The 15,172-nt window shown below is 48.3% G+C and carries 20 protein-coding genes; 4 read left to right on the top strand and 16 right to left on the bottom strand.

All coding sequences use genetic code 11. The features are described 5' to 3' along the window. Nucleotides 1-10: 10 nt before the first annotated feature. The 3 genes from G9F75_RS12700 to G9F75_RS12690 form a co-directional block, all read right to left on the bottom strand. Nucleotides 11-751 (bottom strand): alpha/beta hydrolase, encoded by a 741-nt coding sequence (locus tag G9F75_RS12700; RefSeq protein WP_121984745.1) that lies wholly within the window; start codon nt 749-751, stop codon nt 11-13. A gap of 118 nt (nt 752-869) precedes the next feature. Next, nucleotides 870-1,100 carry a preprotein translocase subunit SecG gene (secG, locus tag G9F75_RS12695; protein ID WP_003151681.1) on the bottom strand — a complete coding sequence of 77 codons (231 nt, stop codon included), beginning with the start codon at nt 1,098-1,100 and terminating at the stop codon, nt 870-872. Nucleotides 1,101-1,223: 123 nt separating this feature from the next. After that, nucleotides 1,224-1,409, bottom strand: a complete 186-nt coding sequence (locus G9F75_RS12690) for a helix-turn-helix domain-containing protein (RefSeq protein WP_087920807.1) — start codon at nt 1,407-1,409, stop codon at nt 1,224-1,226. A 195-nt stretch (nt 1,410-1,604) separates the two neighbouring features. On the opposite strand from G9F75_RS12690, the gene rghR reads away from it, so the two are divergent. The 3 genes from rghR to catR all read left to right on the top strand — a co-directional run bounded on the left by rghR (nt 1,605) and on the right by catR (nt 2,869). Next, nucleotides 1,605-2,015 carry a transcriptional repressor RghR gene (gene rghR / locus G9F75_RS12685; protein ID WP_003151677.1) on the top strand — a complete coding sequence of 137 codons (411 nt, stop codon included), beginning with the start codon at nt 1,605-1,607 and terminating at the stop codon, nt 2,013-2,015. Between the two features lie 24 nt (nt 2,016-2,039). Continuing rightward, on the top strand, nt 2,040-2,471 hold the full coding sequence (locus tag G9F75_RS12680) for a helix-turn-helix domain-containing protein (RefSeq protein WP_003151674.1): 432 nt from the start codon (nt 2,040-2,042) through the stop codon (nt 2,469-2,471). An 80-nt stretch (nt 2,472-2,551) separates the two neighbouring features. Next, nucleotides 2,552-2,869: a catDE operon transcriptional regulator CatR gene (gene catR, locus G9F75_RS12675; RefSeq protein WP_007613812.1), complete on the top strand. Its 318-nt coding sequence runs from the start codon at nt 2,552-2,554 to the stop codon at nt 2,867-2,869. 98 nt (nt 2,870-2,967) lie between these two features. Here catR and G9F75_RS12670 read toward each other — a convergent pair whose 3' ends face one another. The 9 genes from G9F75_RS12670 to G9F75_RS12630 all read right to left on the bottom strand — a co-directional run bounded on the left by G9F75_RS12670 (nt 2,968) and on the right by G9F75_RS12630 (nt 10,815). Next, nucleotides 2,968-4,371, bottom strand: coding sequence for a sensor histidine kinase (locus tag G9F75_RS12670; protein ID WP_167409130.1), 1,404 nt, complete (start codon nt 4,369-4,371; stop codon nt 2,968-2,970). Beyond that, nucleotides 4,362-5,024, bottom strand: coding sequence for a response regulator transcription factor (locus G9F75_RS12665; protein WP_003151668.1), 663 nt, complete (start codon nt 5,022-5,024; stop codon nt 4,362-4,364). Before G9F75_RS12665 ends, G9F75_RS12670 begins: the two co-directional genes overlap by 10 nt. A 21-nt stretch (nt 5,025-5,045) precedes the next feature. Then, nucleotides 5,046-5,819 (bottom strand): lantibiotic immunity ABC transporter MutG family permease subunit, encoded by a 774-nt coding sequence (locus tag G9F75_RS12660; RefSeq protein WP_022553800.1) that lies wholly within the window; start codon nt 5,817-5,819, stop codon nt 5,046-5,048. Then, on the bottom strand, nt 5,816-6,550 hold the full coding sequence (locus tag G9F75_RS12655; RefSeq protein ID WP_022553801.1) for a lantibiotic immunity ABC transporter MutE/EpiE family permease subunit: 735 nt from the start codon (nt 6,548-6,550) through the stop codon (nt 5,816-5,818). Before G9F75_RS12655 ends, G9F75_RS12660 begins: the two co-directional genes overlap by 4 nt. Continuing rightward, on the bottom strand, nt 6,547-7,260 hold the full coding sequence (locus G9F75_RS12650; RefSeq protein ID WP_022553802.1) for a lantibiotic protection ABC transporter ATP-binding protein: 714 nt from the start codon (nt 7,258-7,260) through the stop codon (nt 6,547-6,549). The genes G9F75_RS12655 and G9F75_RS12650 overlap by 4 nt, the downstream gene beginning before the upstream one ends. A 111-nt stretch (nt 7,261-7,371) precedes the next feature. Further along, complete coding sequence (locus tag G9F75_RS12645) at nt 7,372-8,049, bottom strand: ABC transporter permease (RefSeq protein ID WP_167409129.1); 678 nt, start codon at nt 8,047-8,049, stop codon at nt 7,372-7,374. A gap of 18 nt (nt 8,050-8,067) precedes the next feature. After that, nucleotides 8,068-8,985: an osmoprotectant ABC transporter substrate-binding protein gene (locus G9F75_RS12640; protein WP_022553803.1), complete on the bottom strand. Its 918-nt coding sequence runs from the start codon at nt 8,983-8,985 to the stop codon at nt 8,068-8,070. A 14-nt stretch (nt 8,986-8,999) separates the two neighbouring features. Beyond that, nucleotides 9,000-9,653 carry an ABC transporter permease gene (locus tag G9F75_RS12635; RefSeq protein ID WP_017418898.1) on the bottom strand — a complete coding sequence of 218 codons (654 nt, stop codon included), beginning with the start codon at nt 9,651-9,653 and terminating at the stop codon, nt 9,000-9,002. A 16-nt stretch (nt 9,654-9,669) separates the two neighbouring features. Continuing rightward, nucleotides 9,670-10,815: a betaine/proline/choline family ABC transporter ATP-binding protein gene (locus G9F75_RS12630; protein ID WP_014418902.1), complete on the bottom strand. Its 1,146-nt coding sequence runs from the start codon at nt 10,813-10,815 to the stop codon at nt 9,670-9,672. A gap of 285 nt (nt 10,816-11,100) precedes the next feature. Here G9F75_RS12630 and G9F75_RS12625 point away from each other — a divergent pair, with 285 nt between their 5' ends. After that, nucleotides 11,101-11,634 carry a GbsR/MarR family transcriptional regulator gene (locus G9F75_RS12625; RefSeq protein ID WP_110124364.1) on the top strand — a complete coding sequence of 178 codons (534 nt, stop codon included), beginning with the start codon at nt 11,101-11,103 and terminating at the stop codon, nt 11,632-11,634. Between the two features lie 33 nt (nt 11,635-11,667). Here the strand turns inward: G9F75_RS12625 and opuCD are convergent, their stop codons facing one another. From opuCD to opuCA, 4 genes are read right to left on the bottom strand one after another with little or no spacing between them, the layout of a single operon-like run. After that, nucleotides 11,668-12,342 (bottom strand): glycine betaine/carnitine/choline/choline sulfate ABC transporter permease OpuCD, encoded by a 675-nt coding sequence (opuCD, locus tag G9F75_RS12620; protein ID WP_012118473.1) that lies wholly within the window; start codon nt 12,340-12,342, stop codon nt 11,668-11,670. A 17-nt stretch (nt 12,343-12,359) separates the two neighbouring features. Next, the gene (opuCC, locus tag G9F75_RS12615) at nt 12,360-13,253 is read right to left on the bottom strand and encodes an osmoprotectant ABC transporter substrate-binding lipoprotein OpuCC (protein WP_089072489.1); all 894 of its coding nucleotides are present in this window, start codon (nt 13,251-13,253) and stop codon (nt 12,360-12,362) included. A gap of 37 nt (nt 13,254-13,290) precedes the next feature. After that, complete coding sequence (locus G9F75_RS12610; RefSeq protein ID WP_003151654.1) at nt 13,291-13,944, bottom strand: ABC transporter permease; 654 nt, start codon at nt 13,942-13,944, stop codon at nt 13,291-13,293. A 20-nt stretch (nt 13,945-13,964) separates the two neighbouring features. Further along, nucleotides 13,965-15,104 (bottom strand): osmoprotectant ABC transporter ATP-binding protein OpuCA, encoded by a 1,140-nt coding sequence (gene opuCA / locus G9F75_RS12605; RefSeq protein ID WP_003151651.1) that lies wholly within the window; start codon nt 15,102-15,104, stop codon nt 13,965-13,967. Between the last annotated feature and the right edge of the window lie 68 nt (nt 15,105-15,172).

Genomic DNA, 15,172 nt, shown 5'->3' with positions numbered 1-15,172 from the left:
CTCCTGTTTGTTACCAATCGAGTTTCTCTAAAAATTCGTACACATCCTGATGAACGAGGTCCCGTTCTTTATCGAGCGTGATGACATGGCCTGATTCTTCATACCATTTCAGCTGTTTGTCGTCCGTTTCCACCTCGTTGTAAATGATGTTCGCACTTTCTGTATTGATCATATGGTCATGCCGTGCCTGAACCACAAATGTCGGGGAATAGATCATGTCGACGTTTTTGCGCACATCGGCAATCAGCTCTTGAAGCGATTTGAGCGTATTCATCGGTGTTTTTTCAAACTCCTTCATTTCCTTTTCAATCTGCTCCGGCTGTTTTCCTTCGAATTTTTTATAATTGCGCGCGTAGGAAAGAACTCCTTCGTACATAACCTCTTCACTTTTAATGTGCATCGGCGCACACATAGGAACAATTCCCTTTATGGGTACAGTGTAACCCAATTTCAATGAAAAAACCCCGCCAAGCGACAGTCCGCAGGCCGCAATGTTTTCATAGCCTTCAGACCGTAAATATCCATAACCGTCCATGACGTCTTTCCACCAATCTTCAGGCCCCGTATGTACCAGCTCTTCCGGCGGAACGCCGTGCCCTTTATATTGAGGCGCGTGACAAGTGTAGCCGCGCTCATTCAAGTAGCGGCCGAGCATTCTGACGTCTGCCGTATTTCCCGTAAATCCGTGCAGCAGAAGCACCGCTTTGTCTCCGCCTTTAAATGTAAATGGTTTTGGTGTCACAATTTTCATGCTCATAACCCCTTTTTTGCACATTCAATTTAGTTTTCCACAGTTTTGCGAGAAACAAACGCCGTCTCTCAACAAGAAAAAGGCCTGATATTAAATCAGACCTTATACAAACATTGCCTTATACGATATACGCCAGCGAAATCGTCAACACGAAAAACAAGACTGCCAGCACAACGGTTGTGCGGTGAAGAATCAGATCAAGGCCCCTTGCTTTCTGTTTTCCGAAAAGCTGCTCCGCCCCGCCTGAAATTGCACCCGATAAACCGGCGCTTTTGCTGGTTTGAAGCAATACGACAATAATAAGTGCAATACTGACGATAACCAATAAGGTAATCAATAATGTGTGCATCCCATACACCTCCAGACTGACTGGCCTACATTGCTTCTATTTTACATGAAAAACAAAGGCATGTCACGCCGTATCGGTGCACATCATGTCAGAAAAACGGAAATGCGTTTGAATCTTCCATCATCATTGACTTTTGTCAACAAAGTCGTAGTAAAAAAGATCTTCAAATTTCATGTCAAAGTAATAGAGCATTTTTCCGATGACCAGCTGTCCCGGCCTCCGCTCTCCATTCAGTACACGGCTCAGTGTGGCGGGAGATATTCCGATCTCCAGGGCGAGCTGGTTTAACGAGTAGTCATTATTGACCATATACTGCAGCACATAATCTCTTCTGATCTGTATCTTTTCGACCACTTTCTTCACCTTCCGTTCTGTCAAATACTTTCTTTCTTATACATAAGATACGGCTTTTGTTAACTTTTGTCAATACTTTTCCAGCCTGGCTATTCCCTTTAGTCAATAAACATACTAGAATATAAATAGACCGCGGGAGGGGGAGAGACTGTGGAAAGCTTCGGGAAACAATTGCGGACATTGCGGGAAAAAAGGCATCTGACAGTGAACCAGCTGGCAACGTATTCAGGCGTCAGCGCCGCGGGAATCTCGCGGATTGAAAACGGCAAACGCGGGGTGCCGAAACCTGCAACCATTAAAAAGCTTGCAGATGCGTTAAAAATCCCGTATGAGGAACTGATGCAGACGGCGGGATACATAGAGACCGTCCAGGAAACGAGAGCCCCGTACGACACGGGCTGCACCTTGCTGGAAAAAGCCGAAACGTATGAGCTGCATGATTTATCCCTATTGGAGCGGGAGAACTGGCGGCACCTGTCGAAAGAAGACTTGGTTCTGCTTGATAAATACTTTGCGTTCTTATCGGCGGAAGCCAAAAAAAGAACAAACGAAGACTCATGACTTTGCACATGTGAGGCGATCTTATTGAACACATTCGGAAAGCAATTAAGAGAGCTGCGCCGCGCCCGGAAGCTTACCGTCAATCAGCTTGCCGTCTATTCCGGTGTCAGCTCGGCGACCATTTCCAGAATTGAAAACGGGCACCGCGGCATTCCTAAACCCGCGACCATCAGAAAATTGGCGGACACATTAAAAATTCCGTACGAGGAGTTAATGGCGCGGGCCGGACACATCAAGGCATTTCAGGAGGAAATCCGCGAAACATCCGAAAGCTATCAATCCATCTGCGCCATCTATCAGACCGCCGTTGACAGAGGCGCGGAGCATCTGCCGCTGTTTGACAGCAAAAAGTGGCAGCACTTCACAAAAGAAGATATTGAAAGCGTCAGCAAATACTTTGATTTTATCGCGGCTGAAGCGAAAAAGCGCTCCCCGGATTCCTCATCCTCTTTTTGATTCCCTCCCAACTTAACGAGCGCCAGACATACGTTCCCTCCGATTTTGCGGTATAATAGCAGAAGACGAGGTGAAAAAGCATGAACCAATCAGAAATGTGCCCCAGATTCGAAAAAGCGGTCGACATCCTAAGTAAACGCTGGGTGGCTCTAATCGTCTTTCAGTTATTGAACGGACAGCAGCGATTTAGCGAAATTGAAGCGGCGCTTCCGAATTTAAGCGGAAGAGTCTTGTCAGAACGTCTGAAAGAACTTGAAACAGAAGGTGTCATCAAACGGGATGTTATCCCCGAAACGCCTGTCCGCATTGAGTATTCATTAACGGAAAAAGGCTGCGCATTAGCCCCTATTTTAGAGGAAATTTCCAAGTGGTCTTCACAATGGATTGATCCTTCCTGATAAACTCTTTTCCGCATAAGCGGCTGATCTCTCAAACGGGCAGCCGTTTTTATTTTTGCCTTTCTCAAAGAAACATGGAAACAGAAAAAAACAAGCCCTCATACGTGCAGGGCTTGTTTTTGTCTGACGCCTTCCAGCGGAATTCGAATCTCCGCCCGGGCTCCTCCAGACTCCTGATTTTCAAGTATTAATTCGCCGTGGTGAAGATGTACGACATGATGGGCGAATGTAAGCCCCATGCCGTGATGCCCCGCCGAATGTCTGCTTTTATCCTCCGTGTAAAAAAGCTGTGTCGCTCTTTTCAGCGCTTCCGTCGAGAACCCGCTTCCGCTGTCGGATACGGCAAGATGGAGGGCGGAATCGGTGCACAGGACGTCCACACGGATTTCTCCTCCTTCCGGCGTATAGTCGACGGCATTTGCCGCGATATTCATGACCGCCCTGTGGAGCAGCTCATGATCGATCGGCGCTTCTTTTCGGTCACTTCCCCGTTCGCTGAGGACGAGATCAATCTGCTTCGGCCCCGCAAGCGCTGCCGCGTCACGATATATGTTTTGAATCCACTCTTTGAGGTCGGTATATTCCACATGAACGGCAACTGCCTCCTCCGCTTTAGAAAGCTGGATCAGCTGTCCGACATAATGCTCGATTTTGTTTCCGGCATCCAGAATATACTGCGCATATTCCGCCTGCTCCTCATCAGGCTCTGTTAACTGAAGCAGCTCGGCATTTCCTTTAATGATCGTTGCCGGAATTTTAATATCATGCGCAAGCGCGCCGATCTGTTCTTTCTTTATCCGCTCCGCCTCCCACTGCGCCGCCAGAGATGCCTGAAGCGCGTCTTTCATTTTCAGCAGAGAGTCAATGACATCGTCAAATTCTTTTATACGCGACCTTTTTGGATTGATATTTAAATTCTGTTTTTGAATGCTTGCCGTAATGGAGCTGAGTGTGCTGAAATGCCGTCTCAGCTGATTGGCGAAACGCGTCGTCACGATAAAAACGGTCAAAAGAAGCAAAGTGATCAGAATCGTAAGACCCGTCCATTCATAATTCGGCAGATAGCGCCTTAACAGCGGCGACTGAAATTCCGACCTGAGTGAATATTGGAGAACGCCGTATTCATCTTTCCGATTTATCACCATGAATCCTTTTTGAGCATAATTAAAATACGGCTGATGCTGAATCTTTTTTCTGGCGTTGGCCGCATCTTGTTCCGTCATCGTTCCTTTTGTCATCCGCTTTGTTTTTTTATCAAAAACGGCGTATGTCATACCTGCGGGGATCATGTCTTCTGTTATCTTTTCCGCTGATTTCAGGCGGGGTTTGATCTGTTCCGCCTCATGCTCGCTGTAGTTTGCGGGCAGGATCGCTCCGGCATTCATGGCAATGGCATTTAAGGCGACACATAATGCCGCCACCCCCATCGTGCTCAGACACAGCGTGATGGTAAATTTGACAAGCTCTTTGCGGATGCTGGATTTTCCTTTTGCTATTCCCATTTGTATCCGACACCCCACACCGTTTTGATCGGATCAGCCCCGTGTTCTTTACATTTTTTCCGGATGGTTCTGATAAACTCCGTAATGGTTGAATAGAGCGCATCGCCGTCCAAGCCGTACACTTCCTCGTAAATCTGCTCCCGTGAGAATGTTCTGTTTTTATGCTGTGCCAGAAATTCAACGATTTTATATTCGTTTTTCGTAAGAGGCAGTTTCCGGTCATCCATCCACACTTCTTTATTGTCAAAATCAAACATGAAGCCTGATATCAGCCGTTTCGTCTGATGCTTCTCACGCCGTTCCCTTCTGACATGCGCGTTTACCCTTGCCATCAATTCCTGTACGCCGAACGGCTTTGTGATGTAATCATCAGCGCCTGTCATGAGGCCTTTCACAATGGATTCTTCGTCAGACTTTGCCGTTAAAAACAGGATCGGGCTGTCCACCAGCGGCCGAATCCGCCGGCAGAGTTCAATCCCGTCCGTTCCGGGCATCATGACATCGAGAAGAATCAAATCATAGCCTTGAAAAAAATCCAATGACTGATCCTCCGCTTTTTCCAGAATCGTTACTGTATGCTGATCACGCTGTAAAATATTTCTGATCAGAACGAGAATATCTTTTTCATCATCAATTGCTAAAATGTTTGCCACCGGCTGAATCGCTCCTTGCCTTTATTCATATGAACGCCGCCCTTCCCATCTTCTGCACCAAAAGAGGCCGGCCAGACATAATATCACTATAGAAAAATATAACATTATTTCTCCGAATCTCATATCGTATCTTACATAAGGGAGGAACTCTTTTTTGACTTTGTCAAAATGCAGCAGTCCTGCAAGGCCTGAAAGCCGCACGCTCCATCCCCACGGGAAAAAACGCCAGATGATATCGCCAAGTCCCGTATTCATGAGCGCCGCCATTAATAATCCCGCACCCCCTAAAAGTCCGGACGGTCCCATGCCGTACTTTACGCCGACAAAAAAAGACATCATATAAAGCGGAATACTGCCGGCAATCAGCCACGCCCCTCCTTTTAAAAACGTAAGATAGGGGAGATCATTGATGTGAAGAACAAATTTCATCCCCGCCAAATAAAGACAGATGACAAGACCTATCGATAACACATTCAACAGCAGCAATAGAAGCAGCTTGCCCGCAAAACTGACGATTTTCGAATACGGAACCGCCAGCATCATCTGAAAATGGCCCGCCTGTTCCTCGACGGAGGCAGACATGCCGCAGACAATACTGATGATGAAAGGGTATAAAACGGCAATCGCGCTGAAGAAGACGCTGTACAGCACATAAGGCTCCTGAATCCTTCCATACATCATATATAACAGGAAAAATCCCGCGCATACGGCCGGCGCCGCAACATGCATCCATATGAGCGGCGTGCGCTTCATTTTTAATACATCGGCCCACATATATCGTAAAAGCACGGTCATGACCGGTTTCCCCCTTTTGAAAAAGACACTGCGGAAACAAAACTTATCGCGATAAAAGAAAGAATAGAAAGAATAATAGCCGGAATGATCACGTTTCCGTTTAATAAGCCGCTGTCTGCGGGAAGCGGAATTCCGTTCGGATGGATCCCAAGAATCGGTGACATCACCCGGACTGACCAGCTCCATGGGCTCAGCCACCACAATGAACCGGACGCCGGCACAATACCCAAAACAAAAGCGGCGATCATATTCACGAGAATGACTGCCGTAAATCCGAACTGTCTGGCAATCCATAAGCAGAACGGAATTTCCCAAAGCGTCGTCAGCCATAAAAGGGAGCCTGCTTCAACGCCTTTCAGCTGCAGCGCAGCAATTCCCGGAAATACAAGGCCAAGTAAAAACATGATGATGAAAAAAACGATTTGCGACAGGAGTGAATACAGCGCGATCAAGCTTATTTTTGAGAGCCATATGCTTTTTAAATCTGCCGGCAATGAGTACACCGCGCGGTCATTCGCAGATTTTTTCTCTTTTTTAACAGATAAACCGCACATTAGAGCAATCATGAGCGGCATGAAAATAACCGCCCACCAATTGAACGTGCCCGTCATAAAATAAGCCGTATTCAGCAGAAAAGAAAAAGCCGTGTTCAGAAGCGGAATCAGAATGATGAGCTTTCTGATAAATGTTCTTTTAGATGTAAGATGTTCCGCCTGCATGTACTGAATCATTTTCCTGTCCCCGCTTTCTCCCGTGTTGATTTGACTACCTCCAGAAACAACTGCTCCAGATCATCTTCCCGGCTGATTTCTCCCTGATATCCTAAAACGCCGTCACTGATGATCCCGATATGGTCTGCGATCTGCTCGACTTCTGATAACAGATGGCTTGATAAAATAACCGTCATGCCCTGTCCGGGGAGGGAGCGGATAAATTCCCGCAAATCCTGAATTCCCATCGGGTCCAATCCGTTTGTCGGCTCATCAAGAATTAAGAGCGACGGACGGCTTAATAATGCTAACGCAATGCCGAGACGCTGTTTCATTCCCATGGAAAATTGTCCGGCGCGCTTTTTTCCGGTTCCCGTTAATCCCGTGATTTCCAGCACTTCCGCAATTCTTGAATCAGGCAGTCCGAGCATCACGCAGCGGACTTTCAGATTTTCAGCGGCTGTCAGGTTGCTGTAAAGCGGCGGCGCTTCAATCAGGGAACCGATGCTTTTCAAGTCTTCGCGCTTCCATGTATGTCCGTCGAACAGAACCTCGCCGGATGTTTGCTGCAGCATGCCGGTCAATATTTTAAGTGTCGTTGATTTTCCCGCGCCGTTCGGACCGAGCAGGCCGTATATGCTGTTGCGCTTTACTGATAGAGACACATCAGCCACTGCCTGTTGTCTGCCGAATGATTTTTGCAGCTGTCTCGTTTCTATGATGTTGCTCATTTGATTTACCCCTTTGCTTTGTTATTTGATAAGTAAGACTTTACAGCGCAGTTATCAAAATTTAATCAAGAAATCAAAAAAAGCATCCTTCCCGCGGAAGAATGCTTTTTTTCATGAGGCTGAGCGTACGATCAGCTTTCTTTTTTGTTTTTTCACCGGGCTGAGGGCTCGTTCCAGCCACGCCATCAGCAGGTCTGCGGCCACCGCCATCAGCGCGGTCGGGATGGCGCCCGCCAGAATAATGGCGGTTCCGTTTGTCGCGTTCGACCCTCTGACGATCATATCGCCGAGGCCGCCAGCCCCGACGAAGGTGCCGATCGCCGTGATGCCTATGGCAATGACGAGCGCCGTTCGGAGACCCGCCATAATGACGGAAAGCGCAAGCGGCAGCTCCACCATACGAAGGATTTGGTATTTCGTCATGCCCATCGCTTTTCCCGACTCGAGATAAGCGTGCTCGATATTGATAATGCCCGTGTGCGTATTTCTGAGAATCGGCAGCAGGGAATACAAAAACAAAGCCGTGATGACCGTATTGGCGCCGAGTCCCATGACAAGCATCAGGACGGCGAGCATCGCCAGCGCCGGAACGGTTTGAATCACATTCGCCACAGCAAACACCCAGCCGGAGAGACGCCCTTGCCTTGCTGTCACAATTCCGGCCGGAATGGCGAAAACGGCGGCGAAAACGACGCCGTACGCCGACATGAGAAAGTGCCGCCAGCACTCATACAGAACATAGCTGCCGTTTTGAGCGTAATACGTAAACAGCTCCTTCATCGTGTCCATCCGCACATCTCCTTTCCGTTATTCAAAGTAATGATGTTTTTCTAAATATTCCTTGGCCACGACGGACGGCTCTTTTAATCGGCCGTCAACTTCGTAATTCATTTTCTGCATCATCTTTGTATCAATCGCGCCGATCATTTTATTGATCACGCCCTCCAGTTCGGGATGCTCTTTTAATACTTGATCCGGAACGACGGGTGAACAGTCATACGGAGGAAAGAACCGCTTATCATCCTTCAGCGTTTTCAGTCCGTAAGCGATGATTCTTCCGTCGGTGGAATAAGCGAGCGCGATATCCATCTTTCTGCTTTTCAGCGCGTCGTAAACGAGGCCGATCTGCATCGGATACGTGCCTTCAAATGACATTCCGTATGTGTTCATAAAATCCTGATATCCGTTGCCTCTCAGCTTCATCCAGTAGTTATCTACGCCGAATTTCAGATGAGACGCTTCTTTTTTGACATCGGATACCGATTCTAAATGGTACTTGCGGGCAAGCTGTCCGGAAACGGTAAAGACGTATGTATTATCAAAGCCGTAAGAATCAAACCATTTCATGTCATATCTGTTTTGAAATTCACGCTGAACGAGCCGCAGCGCTTTGTCCGGGTCTTTTTCCGGCTCCATGCGAAGCGTCCCGGTCAGCGCGTCACCTGTATAGCGCGTAGCGGCGATATCAATATCACCGTTGATCAAGGATTGCTGCTGTACGGCGTTGGAACCGAGATTTTTAATAACGGATGTTTTCAACCCGCTGTGATGTTCGATCATCTGTCCGAGCATGCTCGCGATAATTTCTGATTCGGTCATGCTTTGCGCGCCGATTTTAATGGTATCCTCCGATGCGGCGCTCAATCCCGGGAGCGAGCATCCGCCAAGGAGCAGCATGCCGATACAGGCGATTGCGAGCAGCCGTTTTTTGCATCTATTCCCCATGAGAGACCTCCTCCTTATGAAGCATCCTTTATGCTCTTCAGCCCGTCAGGCGTGACTTTCCGTTCTGTCATCCCCAGCATGTAATCGACGGCGGCCGCCAGCACTGTGACCGGAACGGCGCCTGCGATAATATACTCCGGCTGATAAAGGTTCAAGCCGATAAAAATGTAATCTCCCAGCCCGCCTCCGCCGATAAAGGAGGCGAGCGTCGCCCAGCCGATTAAATAAATCGAAGACGTTCTGATGCCCGCCATGATGACCGGAGCGGCAAGCGGGAGCTCTACAAGCCTGATCTGCTCCCATGCCGTCATGCCGATTCCTTTTCCCGATTCCAGAAGATGCCGATTGACGCCGAGAATCCCCGTATACGTGTTTCTGAGAATCGGCAGCATGGAATAGAAAAACAGCGCCGCAACGGCCGGGACCTTTCCTACGCCTAAAAGCGGAATAAAAAACGCAAGAATGGCAAGGCTCGGCAAGGTTTGAATGATGTTGACGATGCCGATGACGGCGCCGGCTCCTCTTTTCATCCTCGTCAGCAGGACGCCGAGCGGAACGGCGGCGAGAATGCCCGCCATGACGGCGATTAATGAGATGTACAGATGCTCCCATGTTTTATAAAGCATCTCTCCTCCATTTGCCTGTAAAAATTGCACGGTCTGATTCATATCAATTGAAGCCTCCTCATGACATCACCGCGAGCTGATTCTCTTCTCCCCAGATGGAGTCATAGACGATGTCAACGAGGCTTGCCCTTGTCACGATTCCCGTTAATCGGCCGGCTTCATCAAGGACCGGCACAAATTTCATGCCTCTTTTTAAAATTTTATGGACGGCGTCGCGGAGCAGAGTGCCGCTTCTGACCGTGTACAGATCCCGCTCAAGCACTTCCGCGACGGTTACCGCCTGTCTTCGTTTGCGGTCAATCATCTCCACATCGACATAACCTTGGAGAACGTTCTTTTCATCAATGACAAGCAGCGAATCCACCCGCTCGGCACGCATCAGCTGAATGGCGGCTGACAGTGTTTTCTCAGGTGTTACCGTCACGGGATCGGGATTCATGATCTGCTCCACCCGTTCAATATCAGGGCTGGATGATTGGATCAGCCGTTCCTTGCCGATAAACTCCTCAACAAATTCATTCGCCGGAAATCTGAGAATCTCATCAGGCGTTCCGGCCTGGACGATTTCTCCCGCTTTCAGAATGACGATTCTGTCCGCAAGCTTGATGGCTTCATCCATATCATGGGTAACAAATACGATGGTTTTATGTAAGGTTTTTTGCAGTTTTTTAAATTCTTCCTGAAGGGAATCTCTCGTAATCGGGTCAAGCGCCCCGAACGGTTCATCCATTAAGATGAGCGGCGGCTCTGCGGCAAGTGCCCGTAATACACCTATTCGCTGCTGCTGTCCTCCGCTCAGTTCATGAGGGTAACGGTCTAAATATTCAGGCCCCATATCAACGAGCTTTAAAAGCTCCCGCGCCCGTTCCTTCCGTTTTTCGGCAGGATGCTTTAAAAGCTTCGGAACGAGCGTAATGTTCTGCTGAATGGTCATATGCGGAAACAGCCCGATCTGCTGGATGACATAGCCGATGCTTCTTCTGAGTTCCACCGGGTCTTGTTCCATAATGTTTCGGCCTTCTATCAGGATTCTGCCTTCTGTCGGTTCAATTAAGCGGTTGATCATTTTCATCGTCGTCGTTTTGCCGCAGCCGCTCGGTCCGATAAAACAAATAAATTCGCCTTTGGCGATATTCAGGTTGATGCTGTTGACGGCTTTTTTCCCGCCTTTATACATTTTCGAGACATTTTCTAATGTCAGCAAACACTCACACCTCCATGATTAAGTTTATTCAATTCGTTAAATTCAAATTTAACTTTTCAGACAATTGAACGTTTCCCATTATAAATTAAACTTTGTAAATTAAAAAGTTTACAATTTGTCCATATTATATATAAAGGTTGTGTAAGCACTGATTAACCCGTATTGACCGGCAAAGTTCTTCTTATTGCTCCGGATTACTGCCAAATTCTCTCGGAAGAGCATTTCCGCCGGTTTAAAAATGTGGTATATTGACATCGGAATTGCTGACTGAAAGGATTGAAACTGTTGGAGAAAGATCCGTTACACGTAATCGAACAAGCTGAAGATCATTTGATAGAACGAATCGCTGAAAATATGCATACATTCGGAATGCCCGCGACGGTGGGGCGCATTTTAGGCATTATTTATATGAACCGCAAGCCGATGACCTTAACTGAATTATCAGAAGCGACCGGCATGAGCAAAACGAGAATGAGCCAGGCGGTCCGTGAAATGCTTGACGTCAATCTGGCGGAAAAAGTGTTTGAAAAAGGCGTCCGCAAAGATTTATACGAGGTCGAGCAGGATTATTACCAAACCTTTATTACGCTGTTTACGGCCACATGGAGCAAGGTCGTCAGCAAAAATAAAATGATGCATAAAAAGCTGAACCGCGAACTGACAGCCGTCCTTGAAAACGGCGTGCCGGAAGAAGCTGAGGAAAAAATCAACGAACTGCTGAAAGAATTAAAGGATTGGCTTGATTACTACAACTGGATCAGCCGCCTGATCGAGTTTTTTGAAAGCGAAGAAATTTTCAAGCATGTTCCGAAGCCATAAGAAAAAAACGCCCTGACCCGCAAGGCGTTTTTTTCATGCCGCATTCGGCGCTTTGGTTCGTTTTTTCTTTCTCACCGGACTCAGCGCCCTCTCCAGCCATGCCATCACAAGATCTGCGATAACGGCCATCAGCGCTGTCGGAATGGCGCCGGCCAAAATAATCGCGGTTCCGTTCGTGGCGTTTGAGCCCCTGACAATGATGTCACCGAGTCCGCCCGCGCCGACAAACGTACCGATTGCCGTAATGCCGATCGCGATGACGAGCGCCGTCCGCAGCCCCGCCATGATGACGGAAAGCGCAAGCGGCAGCTCCACCATGCGGAGCACCTGAAATTTGGTCATGCCCATCGCTTTTCCCGATTCAAGATAAGCGTGTTCAATGCTGGCGATTCCCGTGTACGTATTCCGGATGATCGGAAGAAGCGAATATAAAAACAGCGACAATATCACCGTATTGGCGCCGAGCCCCATGACGAGCATCAGCACCGCAAGCATCGCAAGCGCCGGCACGGTCTGAATCACGTTTGTCACCGCGAATACCCAGCCGCTTAATGTTCTGTGCCTGGCAATGAAGATGCCGAGCGGAACCCCGACGATCGCCGCAAATAAAACGCCGTATACCGACATGAGAAAATGGCGGTAAAACTCCTGAAGCACATAGGCGCCGTTTTGAGAATAATAAGTGCCGAGCTGCTGCAGCACTTCCATTTGCCCCACCTCATTTCTTATTCAAAATAATGATGTTTCTCCAAAAATTCTTTAGCGACGACGGACGGTTCTTTCAGCTTGCCGTCCACCTCGTAATTCAATCCCTGCATCGTTTCCGTATCAATTTTGCCGATCAGTTTATTCACAATGCCCTTCAGTTCAGGATGCTGCTTCAGCACGCTGTCGGGAATGACCGGCGAACAGTCATACGGCGGGAAAAACTGCTTGTCGTCTTTTAAAATTTTCAGATCGTACGCTTTAATCCGTCCGTCCGTTGAATAGGCGAGGACGGCATCCATTTTCCCGTTTTTCACGGCATCGTATACAAGTCCGATCTGCATCGGATAGGTTGTGCCGAATTCAAAGCCGTACGTGTCGGTAAAGCCTTTATAGCCGTCACCTTTTCTTTTCAGCCACGCATTGTCTACACCGAGCTTAAATTGATCCGCATGCTTCTTAATATCGGACACTTTGTCTAAATGGTCTTTTTCTGCAAGCTCTTTCGTGACGGTAAAAGCGTATGTGTTCTCAAATCCGTAAGAATCAAACCATTTGTAATGGAAGCGTTTCTCAAATTCCTTCTGGACGATGGCTAATGCTTTTTTCGGGTCTTTTTCCGCTTCCATGCCGAGGGTGCTCGTTAAATCCGTTCCCGAGTAGCGCGTCGCGGCGATATCGATTTCACCGCCGAGCATCGCCTGCTGCTGGACATAGTTCGATCCGAGGTTTTTAATTAATGCCGTATTCAAGTCTGTATTGTGTTCAATCATCTGTGCGATCATATTGGCGATAATTTCTGATTCCGTCATGCTTTGCGCCCCGATTTTGATCGTATCATCGGAAGCCCCGCTCAGGCCGGGAAGGGAACAGCCGCCTAGAAGCAGAGCAGCCGACAGCGCCAGTGCGCACATCCATCTCTTTTGATTTCTTTTCAAAACAGCCAACTCCTTATGATACTTCCTTCAGTCCTTTCAGCCCTTTCGGCGTCACCTTCCGTTCCGTCGCCGCCAGCAGATAATCAATGATAATGGCTAAAATGGTGACGGGCACGGCGCCGCCGATAATATATTCAGGCTGATAGAGATTCAGGCCGATAAAAATATAGTCTCCGAGCCCGCCGCCCCCGATAAAGGAAGCAAGCGTCGCCCAGCCGATCAGATAAATGGTGGATGTGCGGATGCCCGCCATGATCACCGGAACCGCAAGCGGCAGTTCCACAAGCCTGATCTGCTCCCAGACCGTCATCCCGATGCCTTTTCCCGATTCCAGCAGATTTTTATTTACGCCTTGAATGCCTGTATACGTGTTCCGGAGAATCGGCAGCACCGAATAGAAAAACAGCGCGACGATCGCGGGCACCTTCCCCACGCCTAACAGCGGGATAAAAAACGCCAGTATCGCGAGACTCGGCAAGGTCTGCACAATGTTGACGGCGCCGATGACGGCGCCTGCGCCCTTTTTCATTCTCGTCAGCGCCACTCCGAGCGGAACGGCGACGACAATGCCTAATATGACGGCGATGATCGAAATGTATAAATGCTCCCACGTTTTATATAACAGTTCTCCGCCGTTCGTCTGCAAAAACTTGATCATTTCATTCATTGTAAGCGTTCCTCCCCTTGTCAGCCTGTCACCAGCTGGTCTTCCTCGCCCCAGATTGAATCGTAAACGATGTCGACAAGGCTCGCTCTCGTGACAATTCCGACTAAATGCCTTTGTTCATCAACGACGGGTACATATTTCATTCCGCGCTTTAAAATTTTGCGTACGGTATCACGCAGCAGTGTCCCCTGCTCGACCGTATACAGATCAGAGCGGAGCACGTCGCCGACGAGGCTCGCTTTTTTCCGGTTCTGATCAATGATTTCGACATCCACATATCCTTGCAGCACATTCAGGTCATCAACGACAAGCAGGGAATCGACACGGTGTTCCCGCATCACCTGTATCGCCTGCGAAAGCGTTTTGTCCGCCGTAACGGTGACAGGCTTTTTGTTCATCATCTGCTCGACGCGTTCAATGTCCGGTCTTGATTGCAATAACCGTTCTTTGCCGATAAATTCTTCGACAAACTCATTAGCCGGATTCCGGAGGATGTCATCAGGAGTGCCGGCCTGAACGATCTCTCCCGCTTTTAAAATGACGATCCGGTCAGCCAGCTTAATAGCTTCATCCATATCGTGTGTTACAAACACAATCGTTTTATTCAATGTTCTTTGCAGTTTTTTGAATTCTTCTTGAAGGGAATCCCGCGTAATCGGATCAAGCGCTCCGAACGGTTCATCCATAAGAATAAGAGGCGGTTCCGCTGCAAGGGCGCGCAGCACGCCGATTCTCTGCTGCTGTCCGCCGCTCAGCTCGTGAGGATAGCGGTCTAAATATTCCGGGCCCATATCGACGAGCTTCAAAAGCTCCCGTGCCCGTTCCTTCCGCTTTTGTTCCGGCCATTTCAGCAGTTTCGGCACGAGGGAAATGTTCTGCTGAATGGTCATATGAGGGAAAAGTCCGATCTGCTGAATGACGTAGCCGATTTTCCGTCTCAGCTCCACCGGGTCCTGCTCCATAATGTTTTCGCCATCGATAAAAATCTTTCCGGATGACGGCTCAATCAGTCTGTTAATCATTTTCATCGTCGTCGTTTTTCCGCAGCCGCTCGGCCCGATAAAACAAATAAACTCGCCTTTTTCGATATTTAAATCAATGCTGTTGACAGCTTTTTTTCCGCCTTTATAGACTTTCGATACATTTTCTAATCTCAGCAATCCGTGCACCTCCGAAGGGTTCCGTTATTTTTCTGAAAAGTATAATCTTTATTATAAGATGAAATTTG

It is taken from the genome of Bacillus sp. EKM208B (genome assembly GCF_011800725.1).
GTDB lineage: Bacteria > Bacillota > Bacilli > Bacillales > Bacillaceae > Bacillus > Bacillus velezensis.
Note: the sequence above shows the minus strand (reverse complement) of the source record. Positions and strands in the feature narration are given on the sequence as shown.

What these genes read in the sequence shown, in the direction of transcription:
- G9F75_RS12700 (WP_121984745.1), bottom strand. Translation starts at nt 751, where the DNA reads ATGAAAATTGTGACACCAAAACCATTTACATTTAAAGGCGGAGACAAA.
- secG (WP_003151681.1), bottom strand. Translation starts at nt 1,100, where the DNA reads ATGCACACATTATTGATTACCTTATTGGTTATCGTCAGTATTGCACTT.
- G9F75_RS12690 (WP_087920807.1), bottom strand. Translation starts at nt 1,409, where the DNA reads ATGGTCAATAATGACTACTCGTTAAACCAGCTCGCCCTGGAGATCGGA.
- catR (WP_007613812.1), top strand. Translation starts at nt 2,552, where the DNA reads ATGAACCAATCAGAAATGTGCCCCAGATTCGAAAAAGCGGTCGACATC.
- G9F75_RS12670 (WP_167409130.1), bottom strand. Translation starts at nt 4,371, where the DNA reads ATGGGAATAGCAAAAGGAAAATCCAGCATCCGCAAAGAGCTTGTCAAA.
- G9F75_RS12660 (WP_022553800.1), bottom strand. Translation starts at nt 5,819, where the DNA reads ATGACCGTGCTTTTACGATATATGTGGGCCGATGTATTAAAAATGAAG.
- G9F75_RS12655 (WP_022553801.1), bottom strand. Translation starts at nt 6,550, where the DNA reads ATGATTCAGTACATGCAGGCGGAACATCTTACATCTAAAAGAACATTT.
- G9F75_RS12650 (WP_022553802.1), bottom strand. Translation starts at nt 7,260, where the DNA reads ATGAGCAACATCATAGAAACGAGACAGCTGCAAAAATCATTCGGCAGA.
- G9F75_RS12645 (WP_167409129.1), bottom strand. Translation starts at nt 8,049, where the DNA reads ATGGACACGATGAAGGAGCTGTTTACGTATTACGCTCAAAACGGCAGC.
- G9F75_RS12640 (WP_022553803.1), bottom strand. Translation starts at nt 8,985, where the DNA reads ATGGGGAATAGATGCAAAAAACGGCTGCTCGCAATCGCCTGTATCGGC.
- G9F75_RS12635 (WP_017418898.1), bottom strand. Translation starts at nt 9,653, where the DNA reads ATGAATCAGACCGTGCAATTTTTACAGGCAAATGGAGGAGAGATGCTT.
- opuCD (WP_012118473.1), bottom strand. Translation starts at nt 12,342, where the DNA reads ATGGAAGTGCTGCAGCAGCTCGGCACTTATTATTCTCAAAACGGCGCC.
- opuCC (WP_089072489.1), bottom strand. Translation starts at nt 13,253, where the DNA reads ATGTGCGCACTGGCGCTGTCGGCTGCTCTGCTTCTAGGCGGCTGTTCC.
- G9F75_RS12610 (WP_003151654.1), bottom strand. Translation starts at nt 13,944, where the DNA reads ATGAATGAAATGATCAAGTTTTTGCAGACGAACGGCGGAGAACTGTTA.